This window comes from Halorussus rarus (genome assembly GCF_003369835.1).
GTDB lineage: Archaea > Halobacteriota > Halobacteria > Halobacteriales > Haladaptataceae > Halorussus > Halorussus rarus.
On the sequence record NZ_QPMJ01000003.1, the window covers coordinates 1 to 17,388 of the forward strand.

13 protein-coding genes, 1 tRNA gene and 1 rRNA gene are annotated in these 17,388 nt (G+C 67.5%); 4 read left to right on the plus strand and 11 right to left on the minus strand.

The window, feature by feature from the left end; genetic code table 11:
• Positions 1-184 precede the first annotated feature (184 nt).
• A 5S ribosomal RNA gene (gene rrf, locus DVR07_RS16165) occupies positions 185-306 on the plus strand.
• Positions 307-432: 126 nt separating this feature from the next.
• Positions 433-508, plus strand: a tRNA-Cys gene (locus tag DVR07_RS16170).
• Positions 509-661: 153 nt separating this feature from the next.
• Here DVR07_RS16170 and DVR07_RS16175 read toward each other — a convergent pair.
• On the minus strand, positions 662-1,120 hold the full coding sequence (locus DVR07_RS16175; RefSeq protein WP_115798366.1) for a universal stress protein: 459 nt from the start codon (positions 1,118-1,120) through the stop codon (positions 662-664).
• 194 nt (positions 1,121-1,314) lie between these two features.
• Here DVR07_RS16175 and rdfA point away from each other — a divergent pair, with 194 nt between their 5' ends.
• Positions 1,315-1,947: a rod-determining factor RdfA gene (rdfA, locus tag DVR07_RS16180; protein WP_115798367.1), complete on the plus strand. Its 633-nt coding sequence runs from the start codon at positions 1,315-1,317 to the stop codon at positions 1,945-1,947.
• Here rdfA and DVR07_RS16185 read toward each other — a convergent pair.
• On the minus strand, positions 1,934-3,877 hold the full coding sequence (locus tag DVR07_RS16185) for an archaea-specific SMC-related protein (RefSeq protein ID WP_115798368.1): 1,944 nt from the start codon (positions 3,875-3,877) through the stop codon (positions 1,934-1,936). The two genes, rdfA and DVR07_RS16185, sit on opposite strands and share 14 nt — an antisense overlap.
• A gap of 1,066 nt (positions 3,878-4,943) precedes the next feature.
• Complete coding sequence (locus DVR07_RS16195) at positions 4,944-5,876, minus strand: NAD-dependent epimerase/dehydratase family protein (protein WP_240318896.1); 933 nt, start codon at positions 5,874-5,876, stop codon at positions 4,944-4,946.
• Positions 5,877-6,116: 240 nt separating this feature from the next.
• Between DVR07_RS16195 and DVR07_RS16200 the strand changes: the two genes are divergently transcribed.
• A complete protein-coding gene (locus tag DVR07_RS16200) occupies positions 6,117-6,872 on the plus strand; it encodes an IclR family transcriptional regulator (protein ID WP_115798812.1) in 756 nt (251 codons plus the stop codon).
• Between the two features lie 86 nt (positions 6,873-6,958).
• Here the strand turns inward: DVR07_RS16200 and DVR07_RS16205 are convergent, their stop codons facing one another.
• The 8 genes from DVR07_RS16205 to DVR07_RS16240 all read right to left on the minus strand — a co-directional run bounded on the left by DVR07_RS16205 (position 6,959) and on the right by DVR07_RS16240 (position 17,178).
• Positions 6,959-7,738, minus strand: coding sequence for an SDR family NAD(P)-dependent oxidoreductase (locus tag DVR07_RS16205; RefSeq protein WP_115798370.1), 780 nt, complete (start codon positions 7,736-7,738; stop codon positions 6,959-6,961).
• Between the two features lie 108 nt (positions 7,739-7,846).
• Complete coding sequence (gene uxaC, locus DVR07_RS16210; protein ID WP_115798371.1) at positions 7,847-9,220, minus strand: glucuronate isomerase; 1,374 nt, start codon at positions 9,218-9,220, stop codon at positions 7,847-7,849.
• Positions 9,221-9,654: 434 nt separating this feature from the next.
• Positions 9,655-10,614, minus strand: a complete 960-nt coding sequence (locus DVR07_RS16215; protein WP_205254557.1) for a mannonate dehydratase — start codon at positions 10,612-10,614, stop codon at positions 9,655-9,657.
• A gap of 89 nt (positions 10,615-10,703) precedes the next feature.
• Positions 10,704-11,054: a hypothetical protein gene (locus tag DVR07_RS16220; protein ID WP_115798372.1), complete on the minus strand. Its 351-nt coding sequence runs from the start codon at positions 11,052-11,054 to the stop codon at positions 10,704-10,706.
• A gap of 86 nt (positions 11,055-11,140) precedes the next feature.
• On the minus strand, positions 11,141-13,366 hold the full coding sequence (locus DVR07_RS16225) for an ABC transporter ATP-binding protein (RefSeq protein ID WP_115798373.1): 2,226 nt from the start codon (positions 13,364-13,366) through the stop codon (positions 11,141-11,143).
• On the minus strand, positions 13,367-14,383 hold the full coding sequence (locus DVR07_RS16230) for an ABC transporter permease (RefSeq protein ID WP_193570231.1): 1,017 nt from the start codon (positions 14,381-14,383) through the stop codon (positions 13,367-13,369).
• The gene (locus tag DVR07_RS16235; RefSeq protein WP_193570232.1) at positions 14,373-15,374 is read right to left on the minus strand and encodes an ABC transporter permease; all 1,002 of its coding nucleotides are present in this window, start codon (positions 15,372-15,374) and stop codon (positions 14,373-14,375) included. The genes DVR07_RS16230 and DVR07_RS16235 overlap by 11 nt, the downstream gene beginning before the upstream one ends.
• Before the next feature lie 37 nt (positions 15,375-15,411).
• A complete protein-coding gene (locus tag DVR07_RS16240; RefSeq protein ID WP_115798375.1) occupies positions 15,412-17,178 on the minus strand; it encodes an ABC transporter substrate-binding protein in 1,767 nt (588 codons plus the stop codon).
• Positions 17,179-17,388 lie beyond the last annotated feature (210 nt).

The window sequence follows — 17,388 nt, forward strand, 5'->3', positions numbered from 1 at the left end:
GCAACGAGGCGTTGAGCCCGCGAGCACTAACAGATCGCGCCACACACTCATCACCGCACTTGGTACCCGGACGAACTCGGGTCCAGGCGCAAACTGGATTGCACGTAATCATACGGTCGGCAATCGGTCATTGGACCACCGACACTGGCGGAGAAATTCGCGGTTCGATTCCGCGAGTCGGCGTTAAGGCGGCCACAGCGGCGGGGCGACACCCGTACCCATCCCGAACACGGCAGTTAAGCCCGCCTGCGTTTCGGCAAGTACTGGAGTGCGCGAGCCTCTGGAAACCCCGATTCGCCGCCTCCCACTCATCCAACGGCCCATCACAGCACCGCGCTGTGGTGGGCCGTTTTCATTTCGAACGCGGCCAGCCGAGACCGACGGCGAGCGACCGCTATGTTTAAGCGCGCGGAACGAATACCCGCAAGTAGCGCCAAGGTGGCAGAGTCCGGCCGAACGCAGCGGCCTGCAGAGCCGCCCACCGCCGGTTCAAATCCGGCCCTTGGCTTCTCTCGTTTCGATTCCGCCGAGCGATTCGTATCGCCCGGCCGGCCGTCAAGCGCTGTCGGTGGAAGGAGTAGATAACTCGACGGCGTCTCACAGCCGACTTCGGTCCTGCCCGACTCGGAGTTCCACGAGGGCCGCCGGAAGACACCGCGGCTCAGTTGGTCGCCGTGGTCACGTAGCCGTCGAAGTTGAGGATCACCCGCTGTGCGAAGTCGCCGAAGATCGCCTTCCCCGTCGGCGACCGGCTCCGGCCGACGATGAAGGCGTGGTCGCAGCCGTATTCGTCGCCGGCGTTGATCATCCGCTTCGCGCGCTCGTCCTCGTCGGCGACCGTCACGGCGATGTCGAACTCGATGTCGACTCCGTCGAGGACGTCCTCGGCTACTTCCCGGATGTCGTTGACCGCGCCCTCTATGACGGCGTCACTGCCGTAACTGACGTTCTCGACCCGGCCGATGGATTCGAGCGCCTCGATGTCCGCCTCGTACGATTCTTCGTCGAGGAACGCCAGCAGTAACAGGTCGGCGTCGGCGGAGGCCGCGTACTCGGCCGCCTCGCGCAGCAGATTCCTGTGGGTGACGGTGTCCTCGAAGACGACGAGCCCGTGGTTCATACCCCCATACGACGCCGAACCGGAATAAAACCATCGGCGGGGTGCGTATCCGCAATCCGCCCGGAGCGCGTTTCTGCCCCGAGTCTGCAGGGTCGGGCGCGATGCCGTCCCGCCGCCGGTCGCAGCGGGCGGACCGCGGCCGGCGTCCCGCGGAGCGAGATTGTTAAGTAGTGTTCGCCGTCTCTATGCAACAAATGCCACCGGCAGCCGACGACGGGCCGACGACGAAGGTCGGACGGCTCCTCGAGCGCTACGACCTCGGGGAGGCGTTCGGGGACCGACTCGAGGCCGCCTGGCTGGGCGAGGGCGTCGAGCGACGCAGCCTCCGCGATCTCGCCGACCTGTTCAACCGCGAACTGCTCGCGGTCGCGATGGAGGACGCGGGGATGGCGGCGCTCGACGGCGAGGTCGAGAACATCTACCGACTGCTGACCGACGACGACGTCTCCAGCGGGATGCGGACCGACGCCCGGCGCCGGCTCGACCGCAACGGCGTCGACGTCGAGTCGCTGGAGCGGGACTTCGTCTCCTACCAGGCGATACGAACGTACCTGAAGGACGTCCGCGAGGCGGAGTACGACGACTCGGCCGCCGACGACCGGGTCGAGAAGGTGGCCGAGAGCGTCCGGCGGCTCCGGTCCCGGACCGTCTCGGTCGCCGAGGGCAACCTCGACCAGCTCCGGAACGCCGACGAACTCGAACTCGGCGAGAGCCGCGTGCTCGTCGACGTCACCGTGCTCTGCGAGGACTGCGGCGCCCAGTACTCCTACGACGAGTTGCTCGAACGGGGCGGCTGCGACTGCGAGCCCGACGTCAGATCTCGGTGACGCGGTCGTACTCGTCGTCGAGCGCCTCGGCGTCCTCGATCAGCAGCGCCACGACCAGGTACGGCGCGAAGTCCGCGAAGTAGTCGACCAGCCCGGCGATCCGCTCGGAATCGATGGCCTCCAGCGAGTCGAGCAGCATGAACGGCACCTCCTCGTACAGCTCGTGGACCAGGTAGCCCGCCAGCGCGAAGATGAGTCCCGTGACCTCCCGCTCGCTTTCTGAGAGGTGGTCGACGGTGTCCTCGTAGGTTGCGCCGGAGTCCGTCGTGCGCACGACGTGGAGCTCGAACTGGGTCCGCTCGACCTTCTGGCGGCCCTCGCGGACTTCCCGGTCGACCCGCTCGATCCAGATGCGGTCGATGTTCTCGTACGCGAGGATGTCGAGGATGGCGGCCATGTGCTCGTTGAACTGCTCGATGGCTTCCTGCTCGACCTGGTCGATGCGGGTCCGGAGGTCGACCAGCTCGTCGCCGATCTCTTCGCGGCGCTGTTCGAGCGTCGACTCCTCGTCGAGCTGCTCCTCGATGACCTGGATCTCCTCGGTGACCGAGTCGAGTTCGGACTCGAGCTGGCCGAGCTCGAACTCGAGCTCGTTGGCCTCGCGGTGGTGTTCGAGCACCTCGCTGGTGCCGTCGCCGTCGTCGGCCTCCTCGACCTCCTCCTCGAGCGACTGGATCTCCTCGCGCAGCTCGTCGGCCCGGCGCTTGTGGTCGTCGAGTCGCTGTTCGCGCTCGTCGATCTCATCCTCGAGCCCCTCGACCCGCTGCTCGACCGTCTGGCGTCGCTGGACGCGTTCGCGGCGCTCGCGGCGCTCGCTCAACAGCGACTCGATGTCGTCCTCGAGTTCGGAGACGGCGTCGATCTTCTCGGCGCGCCGGTCTTTGAGCTCGTCGAGGGTGGTCTCGATGTTCGACTGGGCGACGGTCGACCCGCAGGTCCAGCAGGTCACCTCGGTGTCGGGCTCGACCAGCTGGTCGGTCACCGACCCGTCCTTCACCTGGGTGCCGCCGTCGTGCTGGAAGACCCGCTCGTCGTGGGAGCCGAGCATCTCCTCGTTGAACGAGATGGCGCTCTGGAGCTGGCTGATGTCGGCGTCGAGCCGCTGCTTCTCGTCGCGCAGCCGCTGGAGGCGCTCGTCGATCTCCTCGTCGGGCTCGGGGGCGTCGGGCAGTTCGTCGAGCTCCTCGCGGCAGTCCCGGAGTTCGGTCCGCAGCGAGTCGAGGCTCTCCTCCTCGGTGTCGATGTCGTACCGGACGTCCTCGAGCTCCGAACGCGTCTCGCGGAGCTCCGCGAGCGCGGAGTCGACCTCGCTCTCGCCCGCCTGGTCGTCCGGGTCGGCGTCGAGCGACTCGATCTCGGCCTCCTTCTCGGCGAGCGCCTCGCGGGTCTCCTCGATCTCGGCTTCGAGTTCGCTCCGGCGTTGCTCGAGCTCGGGGAGGTCGCGCTTGCGGTCCTCGATGTGCTCGAGTTGGGCGTCGATCTGGTCGCGTTCGGACTGTAGCGACTCGATCTCGGCCTCGATCTCGTCGGTGTCGATGGGCCGCATGATGATCTCGCGGAGGTCGTCGCCGCGGGCCACCGCCCGGCGGGCCTCGTTCTGCTCGAGCAGGAACGCGAACAGGTCGGCCAGCGAGGGGTCGTCGAGGTAGCTGTCGCCCGACCGGACGACGCCGTCCCCGTTGCGTTCGAGGGTCCGCCGGTAGGTCTCGTCGCCCATCCGGAGTTCGACGACGCCCGCCTCGGCGTCGCCCTTCAGGGTCGTCTCGTCGCTACCCATCGCGGTCATGACCGCCTGCAGGAACGAGGTCCGGTTCGTCGCGTTCCGCCCCGCGAGGACGGTGACCCCTGGCGACAGCTCCACGTCGGTCTCGTCGATGCCGCCCACGTTCTCTGCGTGGAGAGCGGCGACGTCCTGACTCGCTTGGTCCATACGCTTACGTACGGTAGCAATAGTATAACGATTTCCCTCGCGGAGTCCGGACATCGTGAACGTATTACGATTATTGCTTGAATTACTCTCTGTATTCGAGAAATAATCGCGGGGATTCGCGTGACCGACGAGACTCCGGACGTGCGTCCAGATTACCGCCGTCTCGCTCACCTGACGGGGCTTTTCCCGCGGGGCGACGGTGAGCGGCCGGGATTCCCCCTCCGCTCTCGACGAACGTCCGAGCCTATGCACGACAGGAATCAAATAGGTTCCTAGACCGGCAAACGAGCTGACTATTCTCGGAATATATTAGGAGATAATAACTCTGGATGGTCGGAGTATATCGTCCGGACACCTTCGGCTCACCTTAGTATTACTGCCGGAAATTATCCGCCTGGGCGACCGGCCGTTTCAGCCGTCACATGGTGCGCCGCCCGGCCGGTAGTCGCGGCTGATTCGTTCCCACTCGCCGGCCTGGAACCGGTGGTAACTCTCCGCGGCCAGCACGAGCGTCTCGCCGAAGGCCGAGGTCGTCGCGGACGTCGGTGTGCCGCTGGGTCACCGGCGCGATGGTCTCCACGGCCATCTCGCCGCCGACCGCGAAGGTCACGCCCCAGTAGGGGCCGGCGAACCCCATCCCCGTAATCACCGCCGGACCGACCCGACCCAGCGCAGCAGGAATTGTATCGGACTCAAACTGTCCCTCGGTCACGGGAACCGAGTCGCCGGTCCGCGAGACGCATTGAGAATCCGACGCGTTTCGCCGGCGCGCGGGTTTCGACGACTGTCGCATAAAGGTTCATGTGCTGTCGAACCGTCGGTGGGGTCGATGGAAGCAGACTGTACCCGCTGCGCCGGTCGCATCAGACGCGTCAACGGTACCGTGGCCTGCCCGAACTGCGGTTACGCGCCGGCCCACGGCGCCGACTGACGCGACTCGGACCGAGAGACGACTGTCGTATCGAACTGGAACTGTCGAACCGAACGGGGACAATCCAATCCCGCGTCTCGCTTCGAGGGTCGGGCCGACATCATACTTCCCGTCGCTGCGGGGCCTTCTGAGCGGTTACCCGAAGTTCGGTCCCTCGACCGCCTCGTCCTCGGCGGTCCGCCAGTCGTGCTCGGCCGACCACGACAGGTCGCGCTCGGCCTTCGCAGTGGTGAACGCCGACGCCTCGCCGTCGAAGGCGCTCGCGTCCGGACCCTCGTCGTACAGCGCTTCGAACAACTGCGCGGTCTCGACGCCGAGGTAGTTCTCCGGAGCGTGACACAGGTACGGCTCGTGGCCCTCGAAGTCCGCCCGGAGCGCCGCCTCGACGAACCCCGCGAAGTCCCGGACGTCGACGTACGACCAGAAGTTGCCGACCCCGCCGACGTCGGGCGCACCGGGCGGCGCGGACTCCAGGTCGTCGAGGTCGAACGACGCCCGGACGTCGGCGATCTCGTAGCGCCCGGGGTACTGTATCCACGAGGGGCGGACCGACGCAACGGGGACGCCGTCGCGCCGGGCCACCATCGCGGCGACCGCCTCGCCCGCGACCTTCGAGGCGCCGTAGGGGTCCTCGGGCCGGAGCGGGTGGGCCTCGTCGACGGGCAGGTACTCGGGTTTCAGCACCGAGTCGGCGAACGGGAAGCCGTAGGCCGACTCGCTCGACGCCCAGACGACCTTGGCGTCGGCCCGGCCGGCCGCGTCGAGCACCGCGTACGCGCTCAGGACGTTGTTCTCGAACACCCGCGACCCGGCGTGGTTCAGCGGGTCGGGTATCGCGGCGAGGTGGACGACCGCGTCGGGGCCGGCGTCGGCGATAAGTTCGCCCGCCTCGCCGCCGTCGGTCAGGTCGACCGCGAAGAAGTCCGCCCCGTCGGGCACGTCGCCCTCGGGGAGTCGCCGGTCGAGTCCGACGACGTCGTAGCCCTCGTCGAGTAGCCTGTCGACCACCCATCGGCCGGCGCCACCCAGCGCTCCGGTGACGACGACGCTGTCGATGTTCGCTGTCACGGTCGGGCGAACGCGGACCGCGGTAATGAATCCCGCGATGGCGGCGTCGGCTCCGCGTCGATGCGTTCCACGGCGGACGAGCGACCCCGCCGACGTCGAATCCGGCGACGCCGAACTCGCCGTGTGTCGGACCGGTTCGCGTCCGGCCAGACGGCCGTCGTCGGTCCCTGCGAAATATCGAGAACGACCGTTCTGATATCCAGAACGCTTATGTTCGTCGGCCGCAAGAATTACCTAACCATGGAGGCCAAACACCCTGTTCGCACCACCGAAAAGACGCTCCGGTTGGTCGAGGAGCTGATGGAGCAGGGGCAGTGCCGGGTGACCGAACTCGCCGACGCGCTCGACATGGGCAAGAGCACGGTCCACAACCACCTGACCACCCTCCGCGAGCACGGCTACGTCGAACAGGTCGGCGAGGAGTACCGGCTCGGGCTCAAGTTCCTCGAAGTGGGCGGCAACACCCGGAAGTCGATGGAGATCTACCAGGTCGCCGAGCCCGAGATCAAGCTGCTCGCCGAGGAGACCGGCGAACTCGCCAACCTGCTGGTCGAGGAGCAGGGACTGGGCGTCTACCTGATGCGGGCCAAGGGCGAGAAGGCCGTCGACCTCGACACCTACGCCGGCCTCCGGGTCAACCTCCACACCACCGCGCTCGGGAAGGCCATCCTCGCGTACCTCCCCGACGAGCGGGTCGACGAGATCGTCGAGCGCCGCGGCCTCGAGCGCAAGACGGCCGCGAGCATCGGATCGAGGGAAGAGCTGAACGAGTCGCTGGCGGCGGTCCGCGAGCGGGGCTACGCCATCGACGACGGCGAGCGCCTCGAGGGACTGCGCTGCATCGCCGCGCCCGTGAAGTCCTCCTCGGACGAGGTGCTGGGCGCGGTCAGCGTCTCGGCGCCCGCCCGCCGAGTGAGCGACGACGACCTCCACGGCGAGCTCTCCGAGCGCGTGCTCAACGCCGCGAACGTCATCGAACTCAACGTCAACTACTGACCCGGCGCGGTCCCGTTTTGCGCTGCGGAACGACTGCCCGGCATTTCAGAACGAGGTCTCCGACGGTCCGGTGCCGTCCGGCGCTCCTACTGGTCGCCGCTGCCCCAGCCGTAGGCCTGCCAGCCGCCGTCGGCGGTCAGGACCTCGCCCGTGACGAAGTTGTTCCGCCCGACGAGGAACAGCGCGCACTCGGCCATCTCCTCGACCGTGCCGAACCGGTGGAGGGGCGTCCGGTCGCGGATATCGTCGTCGGTGTACCCGCCCGAGCTCTGGGTCTGGTCGGTGATCTCGGTCCAGATGAACCCCGGCGCGAGCGCGTTGACGTAGACGTCGTGCTCGGCCCACTCGACCGCCAGCGTCCTGGTGAGGTTGTTCACGCCCGCCTTCGACGCGCAGTAGGGCGACCGGAGCTGGAGCCCCCGCCCGCCCATCAGCGAGGAGATGTTGAGGATGGCGCCCTCGCCGTCCTGCTCGATCATCTGCCGGCCGGCGGCCTGGCAGCCGATGAACGTCCCGACCAGGTCGACGTCGACGACCTTCCGCCACTCCTCGACGTCGAACTCCTCGGCCGGCCCGAGCGTCGTCACGCCGGCGTTATTCACCATGACGTCGAGCCGACCGAACTCCTCGACGGTCGTCTCGACCAGCGCCGCCATCTCGTCCTCGTCGGTGACGTCGGCCTCGACCCCGATGGCGGTGCCGCCGGCCTCTTCGATGTCCGCGGCGACCGACTCCGCGCGGTCGGCCGACCGGGAGTTGACGACGACGTTCGCGCCCTCCGCGGCGAACCGCTCGGCGATTCCCTTCCCGATGCCCTGGCTCGACCCGGTGACGATCGCGGTCTCCCCGCTCAGTCGCTCGCTCATACCCGATAACAGCGGCGAGTGCCGACTTCATTCTGTCGGTGCGGGGCGTCGCGACCGGCGGGTCGCCCCCGGGTCGGTCGCGACCGAGCGCGCGCGGCCGGCGTCCGGTCAGAGCCCGTAGAGTTCCTTCGGCCGGTCGTACGCGACGTGCTCGACGAGCCGCTCGGCGTTGCCGTACGGAATCCGGCCGCGCTCGACCATCCGGCCGACGACGTTCGCGAGCGTCCGCCGGAACATCTCGAACCGCGAGCCGTACGAGACCAGCTTCCGGGAGTCGCTGACCATCCCGGCGAAGTTCGCGAGCAGGTCGACCGACGCCACACGCTCCAGTTGGTTCTCGATGCCGAACGGGCTGTCGTTGAACCACCACGCCGGGCCGACGCTCACGTTGGGGTAGGCCCGGGCGACGACCGTCGCGTCCGGGTAGTGGGTCGGGTCGAGCACGTAGAGGACGATCTCCATCTCCCCGTCGAACGCGTCGAGGAAGTGGTCGAGGTCCGCGACGAGGTCGACGTCCTGGGTCGAGACGTCGCCGCCGGCGTTGGGGCCCAGTTCGTCGTACAGCGACGCGCGGTAGTCCCGGACCGCCCCGACGTGCAGCTGGGTCACCCACCCCGCCTCGCTGTTGAGCTCGCCGACGAACTCCAGCAGGAACGCCCGGTAGTCCTCGACTTCCTCCGGTGAGAGGTTCTCGCCGCGTCGGGCCTTCTCGTACACCGCGGCCGCCCGTTCGCGGCTCACGGGCTTCGACACCGGCTCGGTCCCCGTACCGATATCGCAGGCGACGCAGCCGCGCTCGTCGAAGTAGTCGTGGCTCGCTTCGAGCGCGTCGAGGAAGGCAGCGAAGCCGCCGCCGTCCACGTCGACGTCGGTGGCGTCGTCGAGCTCCGCGACGAACGACGACCACGACTCGGTGTCGATCTTCAGCGCGCGGTCGGGCCGCCACGTCGGCCGGACGTCGACGCCTTCGAACTCCTCGGCGGCCCGCTCGTGGTACGCGAGGTCGTCGGTCGGGTCGTCGCTGCTGCACAGCACCTCGACGTTCATGTCCCGGAGCACCTGCTGGGGACGCAACTCGGGCGCGGCGAGCTGGCGCTTGGTCTCGGTCCAGATGTCGTCGGCTGTGTCGGCGTTGATCGGTTCGCCGATGCCGAACCGCCGCTGCAGGTCGAGGTGGACCCACTCGTAGGTCGGGTTGCCCGCGAAGTCGGGGAACACCTCCGCGAGCGCGTCCCACTTCTCGCGGTTGCTCGCGCCGCCGGTGATCCTCTCCTCGGGGACGCCGCGCTTGCGCATCAGCTGCCAGACGTAGTGGTCGGTCGCGCCCTCGACCTCCCAGACGTCGCTCCACGGCTCGTTCTCGACGACCTCGGCGAGGTCGACGTGGTTGTGCGGATCGACGACGGGGAGGTCCTCGATAGACTCGTAGAGTCGATAGGCGGCGTCGCTGTCCAGCAGATACCGCTCGTCGATGAATCCCATGGACGCTAATGCCCGGACGTCGCCAATAAAGGTTCGCACGTCGGGGAATCATCGCGTCGAGGGAGCCGACGTAGCTTCGCGCTCGCACCCGACTGTCCAACCGGATTCCTGGCGGACTGAAAGGGCGAGGCGTGGTCGGCGAACCCCGACGAAGTAAGCACTGGAACGACCGAGCGAAGCGAGGGAGTGAAGCGCGCAGCGAGTCGCGGGAGTCCGAGCGCGCCGAGGGCTTTCGAGACCACGATGGTAACCACTCCGACGACTGTAATAGATAGTCGACGCCAGAAAGCCCTCGGCGCGCTCGCGGCCGCTGAGCAGGATAGGGCCTGCTCAGACGGCTCCTCTACGGCGCGAGCACGCCTCGCCCTTTCAGTCCGCCAGGAGTCGATTGGTCGGCCGGTCGTCGCTCGTGGGTCGGTTACCCTCCTCTGATTTTACTCCCCGTCGACCTGCTCCAGCAGTCCCTTCATGTAGCCGACCGCGAACAGCCGGCCCATGTCGGTGTAGCCCGACATCGCGGCCTCGCGATCCTCCTCGCCGAGCATCCGGGGGACGTGGTCGGGCCGGATGGGGCCGTCGAATCCGACGTCGCGGTAGGCCGCCATCGCGGCCAGCATGTCGGTCTGGCCCTCCTCGTGCCAGGTCTCGACGAACTCCTCGGCGGTCCCCTCCACGTCGCGGAAGTGGACGAAGTGGATGCGGTCGCCGAACCGACGAATCGTCTCGGGCACGTCCGCGCCCATCGCCGAGAAGTTCCCCTGGCAGAACGTGAGCCCGTGGTTCGGGCTGTCGTGGAGGTCGAGGATGCGCCGGACGTTCTCGACGGAGTTGACCAGCCGCGGCACCCCGCGGACCGACGCCACCGGCGGGTCGTCGGGGTGGAGCGCCAGCTTCACGCCGGCCTCCTCGGCCACCGGGACCACCTCGTCGAGGAAGTACTCTAGGTTCTCCCAGAGCTCGGCCTCGGTGACGCCAGCGGCGGGGTGCGCTGGCGCGCCCTCGGACTGGGCGTGGTCGTACGCCGTCGTCCGGGAGTCGCCCCGGAGCCCGACCGAGTCGGACGTCCGGAGCACGCCCACGGGGTTCTCGGTCCACACCCAGCAGTAGACGCCGATGCCGACCTCGCCCATGTTCCGGAGCAGGCGCTTGACGGTCGCGATCTCCTCGTCGCGGCCCTCCTCGCCGAGCACCGTCTTCGTCATCGGCGGGCGGTCCTCGACCACGTCGAGCGAGAGGCCGTGGTCGGCGAACCGGTTCTTGGTCCGCAGCAGCGAGTCGTACGTCCACCACTCCTCCTCCCCCCAGAACCGCACCACGGCGGTCGAGAGCCCGAGCTGCCGGGCGATGGTCCACCGCCGGTCGGACCGGGGCGGGAGCATCAGCGTCGTGTCCATGCCACCGGCTTCGGAAAGCGTCGTCAAATAGCTTGTGCGCCCGCCGGCCCGAGAACCGCGGGCCGCCCCGGTGCCGGTATCGCTCCTCCTCAGGAGTCCTCGCGGCCCTGCCGCTCGAGGACGTCGACGAACCGGTCGGCGAACTCGACCGTCCGCCTGGGTAGCCCGTACCGCTCGGTCTCCATGCCGTATTCGCGGAGCTCCGAGACCGTCTCCTCGGTGTGGGGCAGCGTCGTCACCGTCTCGCGCACGTCGATCTCGAGGACGCCGTCGTCGGTGTCCAGCCAGGGCTGGGTCCGCTGCTTCTGGTCGTACTCGATGGAGTAGGTGTCGCCGCCGACAGCGGCGACGACGTCGTCGACCGCGCCGACCTCGACGCGGTCGTCGTCCGCGACCAGGAACAGCGTCCCGTCGACGCACTCCGGCTCGTATCGTTCCATGCGGCGGGCTATACCCGCTCGCTCAATAATACTGTCGTCGCGGGCCGACCGCGGCCGCGTAAAAGAATCAGGTGGAACCGCGCGCCTCAGCGCTCGGCGCTCGCCTCGGGCTCCTCGGTGGCGCCCTCGAGGGGTTCGCTGTCCCAGTACTCGTGGTCCGGGTCCTCGCGGAAGCAGGCCGCCTTCCCGTCCGCGTCGTCGAGGTCCAGCAGCTCCGGCGTCTGCTCGCGGCACGCCTCGCGGGCGACCGGACACCGGGTGTGGAACCGGCAGCCAGACGGCGGGTCGACCGGGTCCGGCACGTCGATATCCCGGACGGGCGGCTCCTCGGCCTCCATGGCGTCGAGGTCGAGGTTCGGCGTCGCCCACCGGAGCACCTCGGTGTAGGGGTGGCGCGGGTCGTGGATGAGCCGCTCGGCCGACCCGATCTCGACGATCTCGCCAAGGTACATCACCGCGATGCGGCCGTCGCCGTGCTCGGCGAAGTACCGCGCGTTCGAGAGGTCGTGGGAGATGAACAGGAACGAGGTGTCGAACTCCGACTGGAGCTCGAGCATCAGGTCCATGATCTCGATGCGCAGCGACACGTCGACCGCGCTGATGGCCTCGTCGGCCAGGATGGCGTCGGGGTCCATCAGCAGGGCGCGGGCCAGCGCGACCCGCTGCTTCTCGCCGCCCGAGAGCTGGTGGGGGTACCGGTCGAGGAAGTCGTCGGCCGGCGTCATCCCGACCCGCTCGAGCAGCGAGTGCATCCGGCTCCGGCGCTCGGCCTGCCCGACGTTCGGGTGAGTGTGCCGGAGCGGCTCCGAGAGGATGTTGACGATGCGCCGGTTGGGGTTGAGCGCGCTGCCCGGGTCCTGGTGGATGATCTGCAGCGCCTGGCGGATCTCCTCGTGGGCGATCTCGACGTCGCCATCGCCGTCCTTGGCCTCCCAGACGTCCTGGCCGCGGTACTCGATGGACCCGCCGGTCGGGCGCTGGAGCCCGATCATCGTCTTGCCCAGCGTGGTCTTGCCACAGCCCGACTCGCCCAGGAGGCAGACCAGGTCCTGCTCGTGGATGTCGAGCGAGACGCCGTCGACCGCCCGCACCACGTCGGGGTCACTGGTGAACCGCTCGATGAGCCCCTGCTCCTTGTCGAAGTGGACCTCGACGTCGTCGAGCGACAGCAGCGGCGTCTCGCCGCCGGCCTCGGCACGGTCTCTCACCGTCGACCGCCCGGACTCGGCCGGCCGGTCGCCGACGAACTCCTCGGCGGTCTCGCCGAAGTTGAGCGGGATCTCCTCGCGGGCGTCCCGCCAGTGGTGGCACGCCGTCCGGTGGTTGTCCCCGCCGTCGATCGCGGCGAACGGCGGGTCGTCGGTCCGGCACTCCTCGGTCGCGAGCGGACACCGCGGGTGGAACCGGCAGCCCGACGGGAGGTTGACCGGCGCCGGCCCCTCGCCCTCGATGGGCTGCATCTCGGTCAGCGGCGCGTCGAGGTTCGGCGTCGCGTTCAGCAGCTTCCGGGTGTACGGGTGCGCGGAGTCGCCGATGATCTCGTCGCGCGGGCCGATCTCGGCGAACTGGAACGCGTAGATGATGGCCATCCGGTCGGCCAGCGACGCGACCAGCGGGAGGTCGTGGGTGATGAAGATGATGGTCAGGTCGTACTCGGTCTGGAGGTCGTCGAGCAGCTGCAGGATCGACCGCTGCATCAGCAGGTCGAGCGCGGCGGTCGGCTCGTCCATCACCAGCACCTCCGGGTCGAGCACCATGCTCAGCGCGATGAGCGCGCGCTGTTGCATCCCGCCCGACAGCTCGTGGGGGTACGAGTCGAGCACCCGCTCGGGTTCGAGGTAGAGGCTCTCGAGGAGCTCGCGCGCGAAATCCAGGCCCTCCGAGACGTCCTTGTCGTGGGCCTTGAGCGTCTCCTTGAAGTGGGCGCCGACCTTCATGGTCGGGTTGAACGAGCTCATCGCGCCCTGGAACACCATCGACACCTCCTCCCAGCGGAACTGCCGGAGCTCCTCGTCGGAGAGCTCCAGGACGTCGACGGTCGAGCCGTCCTCCCGGTTGTACTGGATGCTCCCGGTGAGCTTGCCGGGGTCGGGCACGGCGTCGAGCAGCGCGGAGGCGAACATCGACTTGCCGCTCCCGCTCTCGCCGACGATGCCCAGCACCTCGTGGCGGTCGATGTCGACGTTGACGTCCTCGAGGACGTACGTCTCACCGCCGCTGTAGGTGACGTTCGTGTCTCTGATCTCGAGGATGGGGTCCTCGACCACCTCGTTCGATACCGCCCGGTCGCTAGATGAACTGTCCACAGCCATTTACATCATCCCCGTGGTCGACGAACTACTCTCCTCCTCGACGGACTCGGACTCCCCGGTGAGCCGGGTCCGGACCCGGGGGTTGAAGATCCGGTCCATCCCCTGGCTCAGCAGGATGAGTCCGAACGCCAGCCCGACGATGGCGAGTATCGGTGCGAGCAGCCAGTAGAGCGTGTCCATGCCGAAGAGAGCGCCCTGGCTGTACGCGTTGTTCAAGGTGACGCCCCAGTTCTGTCCCGTGTAGGGCAGCACGCCGATGAAGTACAGCCCCACCGACGCGAAGATGGTGTACCGCGCCGCGAGCACGAAGTTGACCATCACGTACGGCATGATGTTCGGGAGCACGTCCTTCAGGATGATGCGGGGCGTGCTCGTTCCCATCGTCCGGGCGGCCTCGACGTAGCTCTCCTCGCGGATCGACAGCACCTGCGAGCGGATCGACCGGCCCAGGCCGGCCCAGTAGTTGATCGTGAGTATCACGCCGAGCAGGATGGGATTCTCCGGGCTCAGCGCGATGGCCAGCACGATGACCAGCGGGAGGCCGGGAATCGACATGAAGAAGTCCGAGATCGAGGTGATGACGGTGTCGACCGTGCCGCCCTTGTACCCCGACACCGTGCCGACCACGACCGCGACGCCGGTCGCCCACACGCCGCCCGCCAGCACCATCAGCAGGATGAACGGCGTGGAGTCGATGATGAGCGCCAGCAGGTCGACCCCCGACTTGGTCGCGCCGAGCGGGTACGCCCAGTTCTGGAACGGGCTGAGGAACCGCTCGGCCTGGTTCGGACTCGGCTCGCGCCAGAGGCCGAACACAGCCATCACCGCCATGAGAACGTAGACGCTCAGGATCAGGATACCGAGCCGGGTGCGCACGTCCGACCACGCGACGAGTGCCGGCTCGTATATCATCCGATTGTACCACTCCTCGAGCCGTTCGCGCCGGCTCATCTCGACCGACGACGCCTCCGCGCGCCAGTCGATGTCCTCCGAGGAGGAGTCCGACTCAGTAGCCATCCGAATCACCTGCGCTGATGCGCGGATCGATGAGCCCGTACGTCATGTCGGCGACGTAGACCGCGACCACCAGGGTGGTCGTGATGACCAGGAAGCAGCCCATCATGAGCGGGTAGTCGTTCGCGTTGACCGCGCTGATGAGGTAGTAGCCCAGCCCCGGGTACGAGAAGATCTGTTCGAGCACGACCGTCCCGCCGAGTCGGAACCCGATCAGCAGCAGCAGACCGGTGTACATCGGCAGGATGGCGTTGCTCGCGACGTACCGGGTCGCGATGCGGCCGTCCGAGAGCCCGCGGAGCCGGGCGACCTCGACGTACTCCTCGCCGAGCACCTGGATGCCGTTCCCGCGCATGTTGAGCGCGGTCGACCCGATGCCGCCGATGGCGAACGCCAGGATGGGCAGCGCGGCGTGGCGCAGTACGCTCGCGACGTACTCCACGGTGAGTCCGGCCTCGACGCCCCGGGCCACCGCGTTCCCGGTCGGGAACACGCGCCACAGGTACCCGAGGAAGAACACGAAGAGGACCGCGAAGATGTAGTAGGGCACCGACATCAGGAAGATGGACCCGCCCGAGGCCAGCTTGTCGAACTTCGAGCCCTCCCAGTACGCCTGGACGGCCCCGATGAGCACGCCGACCACGAACATCAGCACCGTGGACGTCACTACCAGGAACACCGTCCACGGGAGCGCCCGCGCGAGGACGTCCATCACCGGCGCGTTCAGCGAGATCGACCGCCCGAGGTCGAACTGGAACACGCCGACGATGTAGTCGAGGTACTGCTGCCAGAGCGGCGCGTCCGGCCGGATGTTCTGGAGCGCCTCGATCCGGGCGTTGACCTGTTCGGCGTCCATGCCCTGGCGGAGCAGTTGAACCCGCAACTGGGTGAACGGACCGCCGGGGAGCAGCCGAATCAGCCCGAACGACAGCGTCGCGACTGCGAGGATAGTTAACGGGATTCTAGCCGTTCGTCTGAGGTAGTAGTTCACCATTCGTTAATAAACGATAGTGCGGTCGATGGCCAAGAAACTATCCCTTGTACTGGAGGTCGCCCTCGTGGGTCCACCACCACTGGGGCCACTTGACCCGGCGGTTCTCGCTGCCCTCGGCGGCGGTAGTCCACTCGTCGTCCGTCGTCCACGACTGCTCGAACTTCGAGACCAGCCCGAGGAACGGCAGTTCGATGTGGCTGTGCCACGCCGCCTTCTGGACGAACGGCTTCGACTCCGCGTCGGTGGATTGCCGGGCGATCTTCTTGGCGGTCTCGAGCGGGTTGAGCGTCATCTCGCCGCCGTTGCGGCCGGGGATGGTCTGCTCGGTGTCGGCCTTCTCGCGGTAGTTGTGGCCGCCGCCGATGTCGGAGGCCCACAGCTGGTAGTACAGCGGGAAGTACGGGAACGCCGACCGCGACCCGCCGGGCAGCCAGTAGAAGCTCCCCATCTTGAAGTTGCTGTTGGAGTACTGGCCGAACCAGTCGTTGGTCGGCTTCGTGCTGACCGAGAAGTCGAAGCCGAAGTCGTTGAGCTGGCTGGTGACCGTCTGGGTCATCGTCGTCCAGTCGGTCCAGCCCGCCGGCGAGTAGTAGCTCCCGCCGAGCTTCTCCCCGTTCGAGTTCTGCCAGGTGCCGCCGTTCTTGGTGTAGCCGGCCTCCTCGAGGAGCGAGGCCGCCTTGTCGGTCTGGCTCGACTTCGCACCGTACGTCTCGAAGTCGTCGTACCAGTCGCCGAGCCAGTTCTCTTGATCCTCCGGCGCGACGCCGCAGGGGATCGGCGCCACGAACTTCGTCCGCGGGCCGGCGTTCTTGACCAGCGACTCGCGGTTGATGACGTGGGCGACCGCCTGGCGGACCTTCCGCTTCCCGAAGTCGGGGTCGTTGTGGTTGAACACGATGCCGTACCCCCACTTGGCCGGGATGTTGACCTCGACGACGTGGTCGGGGAACCGGTCGGCGATCTCCGGCGGCGTGAACAGGCTCGGCGCCGCGTCGATCTGGTCGCCCGCGATGAGCGCCTGGTGCTGGGGCGTGTTACCGCCGAAGCTCTCGATGGTGAAGTTCTGGAAGTTGACGTTCCCCGCGTTGTAGAACCGCTCGTTGCGCTCGAACTCGAAGGCCTGGCGGCCCTTGCTCACGAACGAGAACATGCCGCTGGCCACCGGGTCCTCGTACGCCCACTGGAGGTACTCCGACTCGGACTTGTCGAGCCACTGCTCGTGGGTCTCCTTCTTGGTGTCGGCGAAGAAGTTGGTGAGCTCGAACTTGACGATCTGGGGGTTCGTCGGCCCGGACAGCATCAGCTTGGCCGTCCGCTCGTCGACGATCTCGTAGTCGTCGAGGTAGCCCCAGAGCGTGTTGCCGGTCTTCTTCGCGAGCTGGAGCTGGACGTCGAGGTCCTCGGTCGTCCAGTCGTCGCCGTTGTCCCACTTGAGGTCCTCGCGGAAGGTGAGCGTGACCTCCTGGTTCTCGATCTGCAACTCCGAGAGCGCACCCTTCAGGAACTTCTTCTTGTTGAAGGAGTACTTCAGGAACGGCGCGAAGACGCTCCTGTGGGCGGGCCAACTGAAGTTCTGGCTCGCCGCCTGGTTGAAGTGGAGGTCGACCGGGTTGCCGGTGTAGGCCGCGACGTACTCGGCGTCGTGGACGTTCACGCTCCCCTCGGTGGTCGTCTCGGTGTCGTCGCCACCGTTCCCGCCCTCGGTGGTTCCCGACCCGGAGTCGGTCGTGGTCTCCTGCGACCCGTCGCCGCCTGAACAGCCGGCGAGCGCCGCCATGCCGGACGACCCGGCCACGGCAAGCATCTTGCGCCGGCTAATCATGTCACTGTACTCGCCCCGTCCGCTGTCGGATGACATAACATTGTATATGTTAACATAGGGGGTGATAAACATTGTGATGGTCATTCATTACCATGGACGTGGCGGACGGTCCGTCCGACTCCCGGTCGCCGGGCCTCGCTCGACCGAACGGCCGGACTCGGCCGTACGCTCGCTCGCGAGTGTGCCGGAGAA

Bases quoted from the DNA above. Each gene is read 5' to 3' on its own strand.
- DVR07_RS16225 (WP_115798373.1), bottom strand. From the start codon at position 13,366: ATGGCTGTGGACAGTTCATCTAGCGACCGGGCGGTATCGAACGAGGTG.
- DVR07_RS16215 (WP_205254557.1), bottom strand. From the start codon at position 10,614: ATGGACACGACGCTGATGCTCCCGCCCCGGTCCGACCGGCGGTGGACC.
- DVR07_RS16240 (WP_115798375.1), bottom strand. From the start codon at position 17,178: ATGCTTGCCGTGGCCGGGTCGTCCGGCATGGCGGCGCTCGCCGGCTGT.
- DVR07_RS16230 (WP_193570231.1), bottom strand. From the start codon at position 14,383: ATGGCTACTGAGTCGGACTCCTCCTCGGAGGACATCGACTGGCGCGCG.
- rdfA (WP_115798367.1), top strand. From the start codon at position 1,315: ATGCCACCGGCAGCCGACGACGGGCCGACGACGAAGGTCGGACGGCTC.
- DVR07_RS16185 (WP_115798368.1), bottom strand. From the start codon at position 3,877: ATGGACCAAGCGAGTCAGGACGTCGCCGCTCTCCACGCAGAGAACGTG.
- DVR07_RS16175 (WP_115798366.1), bottom strand. From the start codon at position 1,120: ATGAACCACGGGCTCGTCGTCTTCGAGGACACCGTCACCCACAGGAAT.
- DVR07_RS16220 (WP_115798372.1), bottom strand. From the start codon at position 11,054: ATGGAACGATACGAGCCGGAGTGCGTCGACGGGACGCTGTTCCTGGTC.
- DVR07_RS16235 (WP_193570232.1), bottom strand. From the start codon at position 15,374: ATGGTGAACTACTACCTCAGACGAACGGCTAGAATCCCGTTAACTATC.
- DVR07_RS16205 (WP_115798370.1), bottom strand. From the start codon at position 7,738: ATGAGCGAGCGACTGAGCGGGGAGACCGCGATCGTCACCGGGTCGAGC.
- uxaC (WP_115798371.1), bottom strand. From the start codon at position 9,220: ATGGGATTCATCGACGAGCGGTATCTGCTGGACAGCGACGCCGCCTAT.
- DVR07_RS16200 (WP_115798812.1), top strand. From the start codon at position 6,117: ATGGAGGCCAAACACCCTGTTCGCACCACCGAAAAGACGCTCCGGTTG.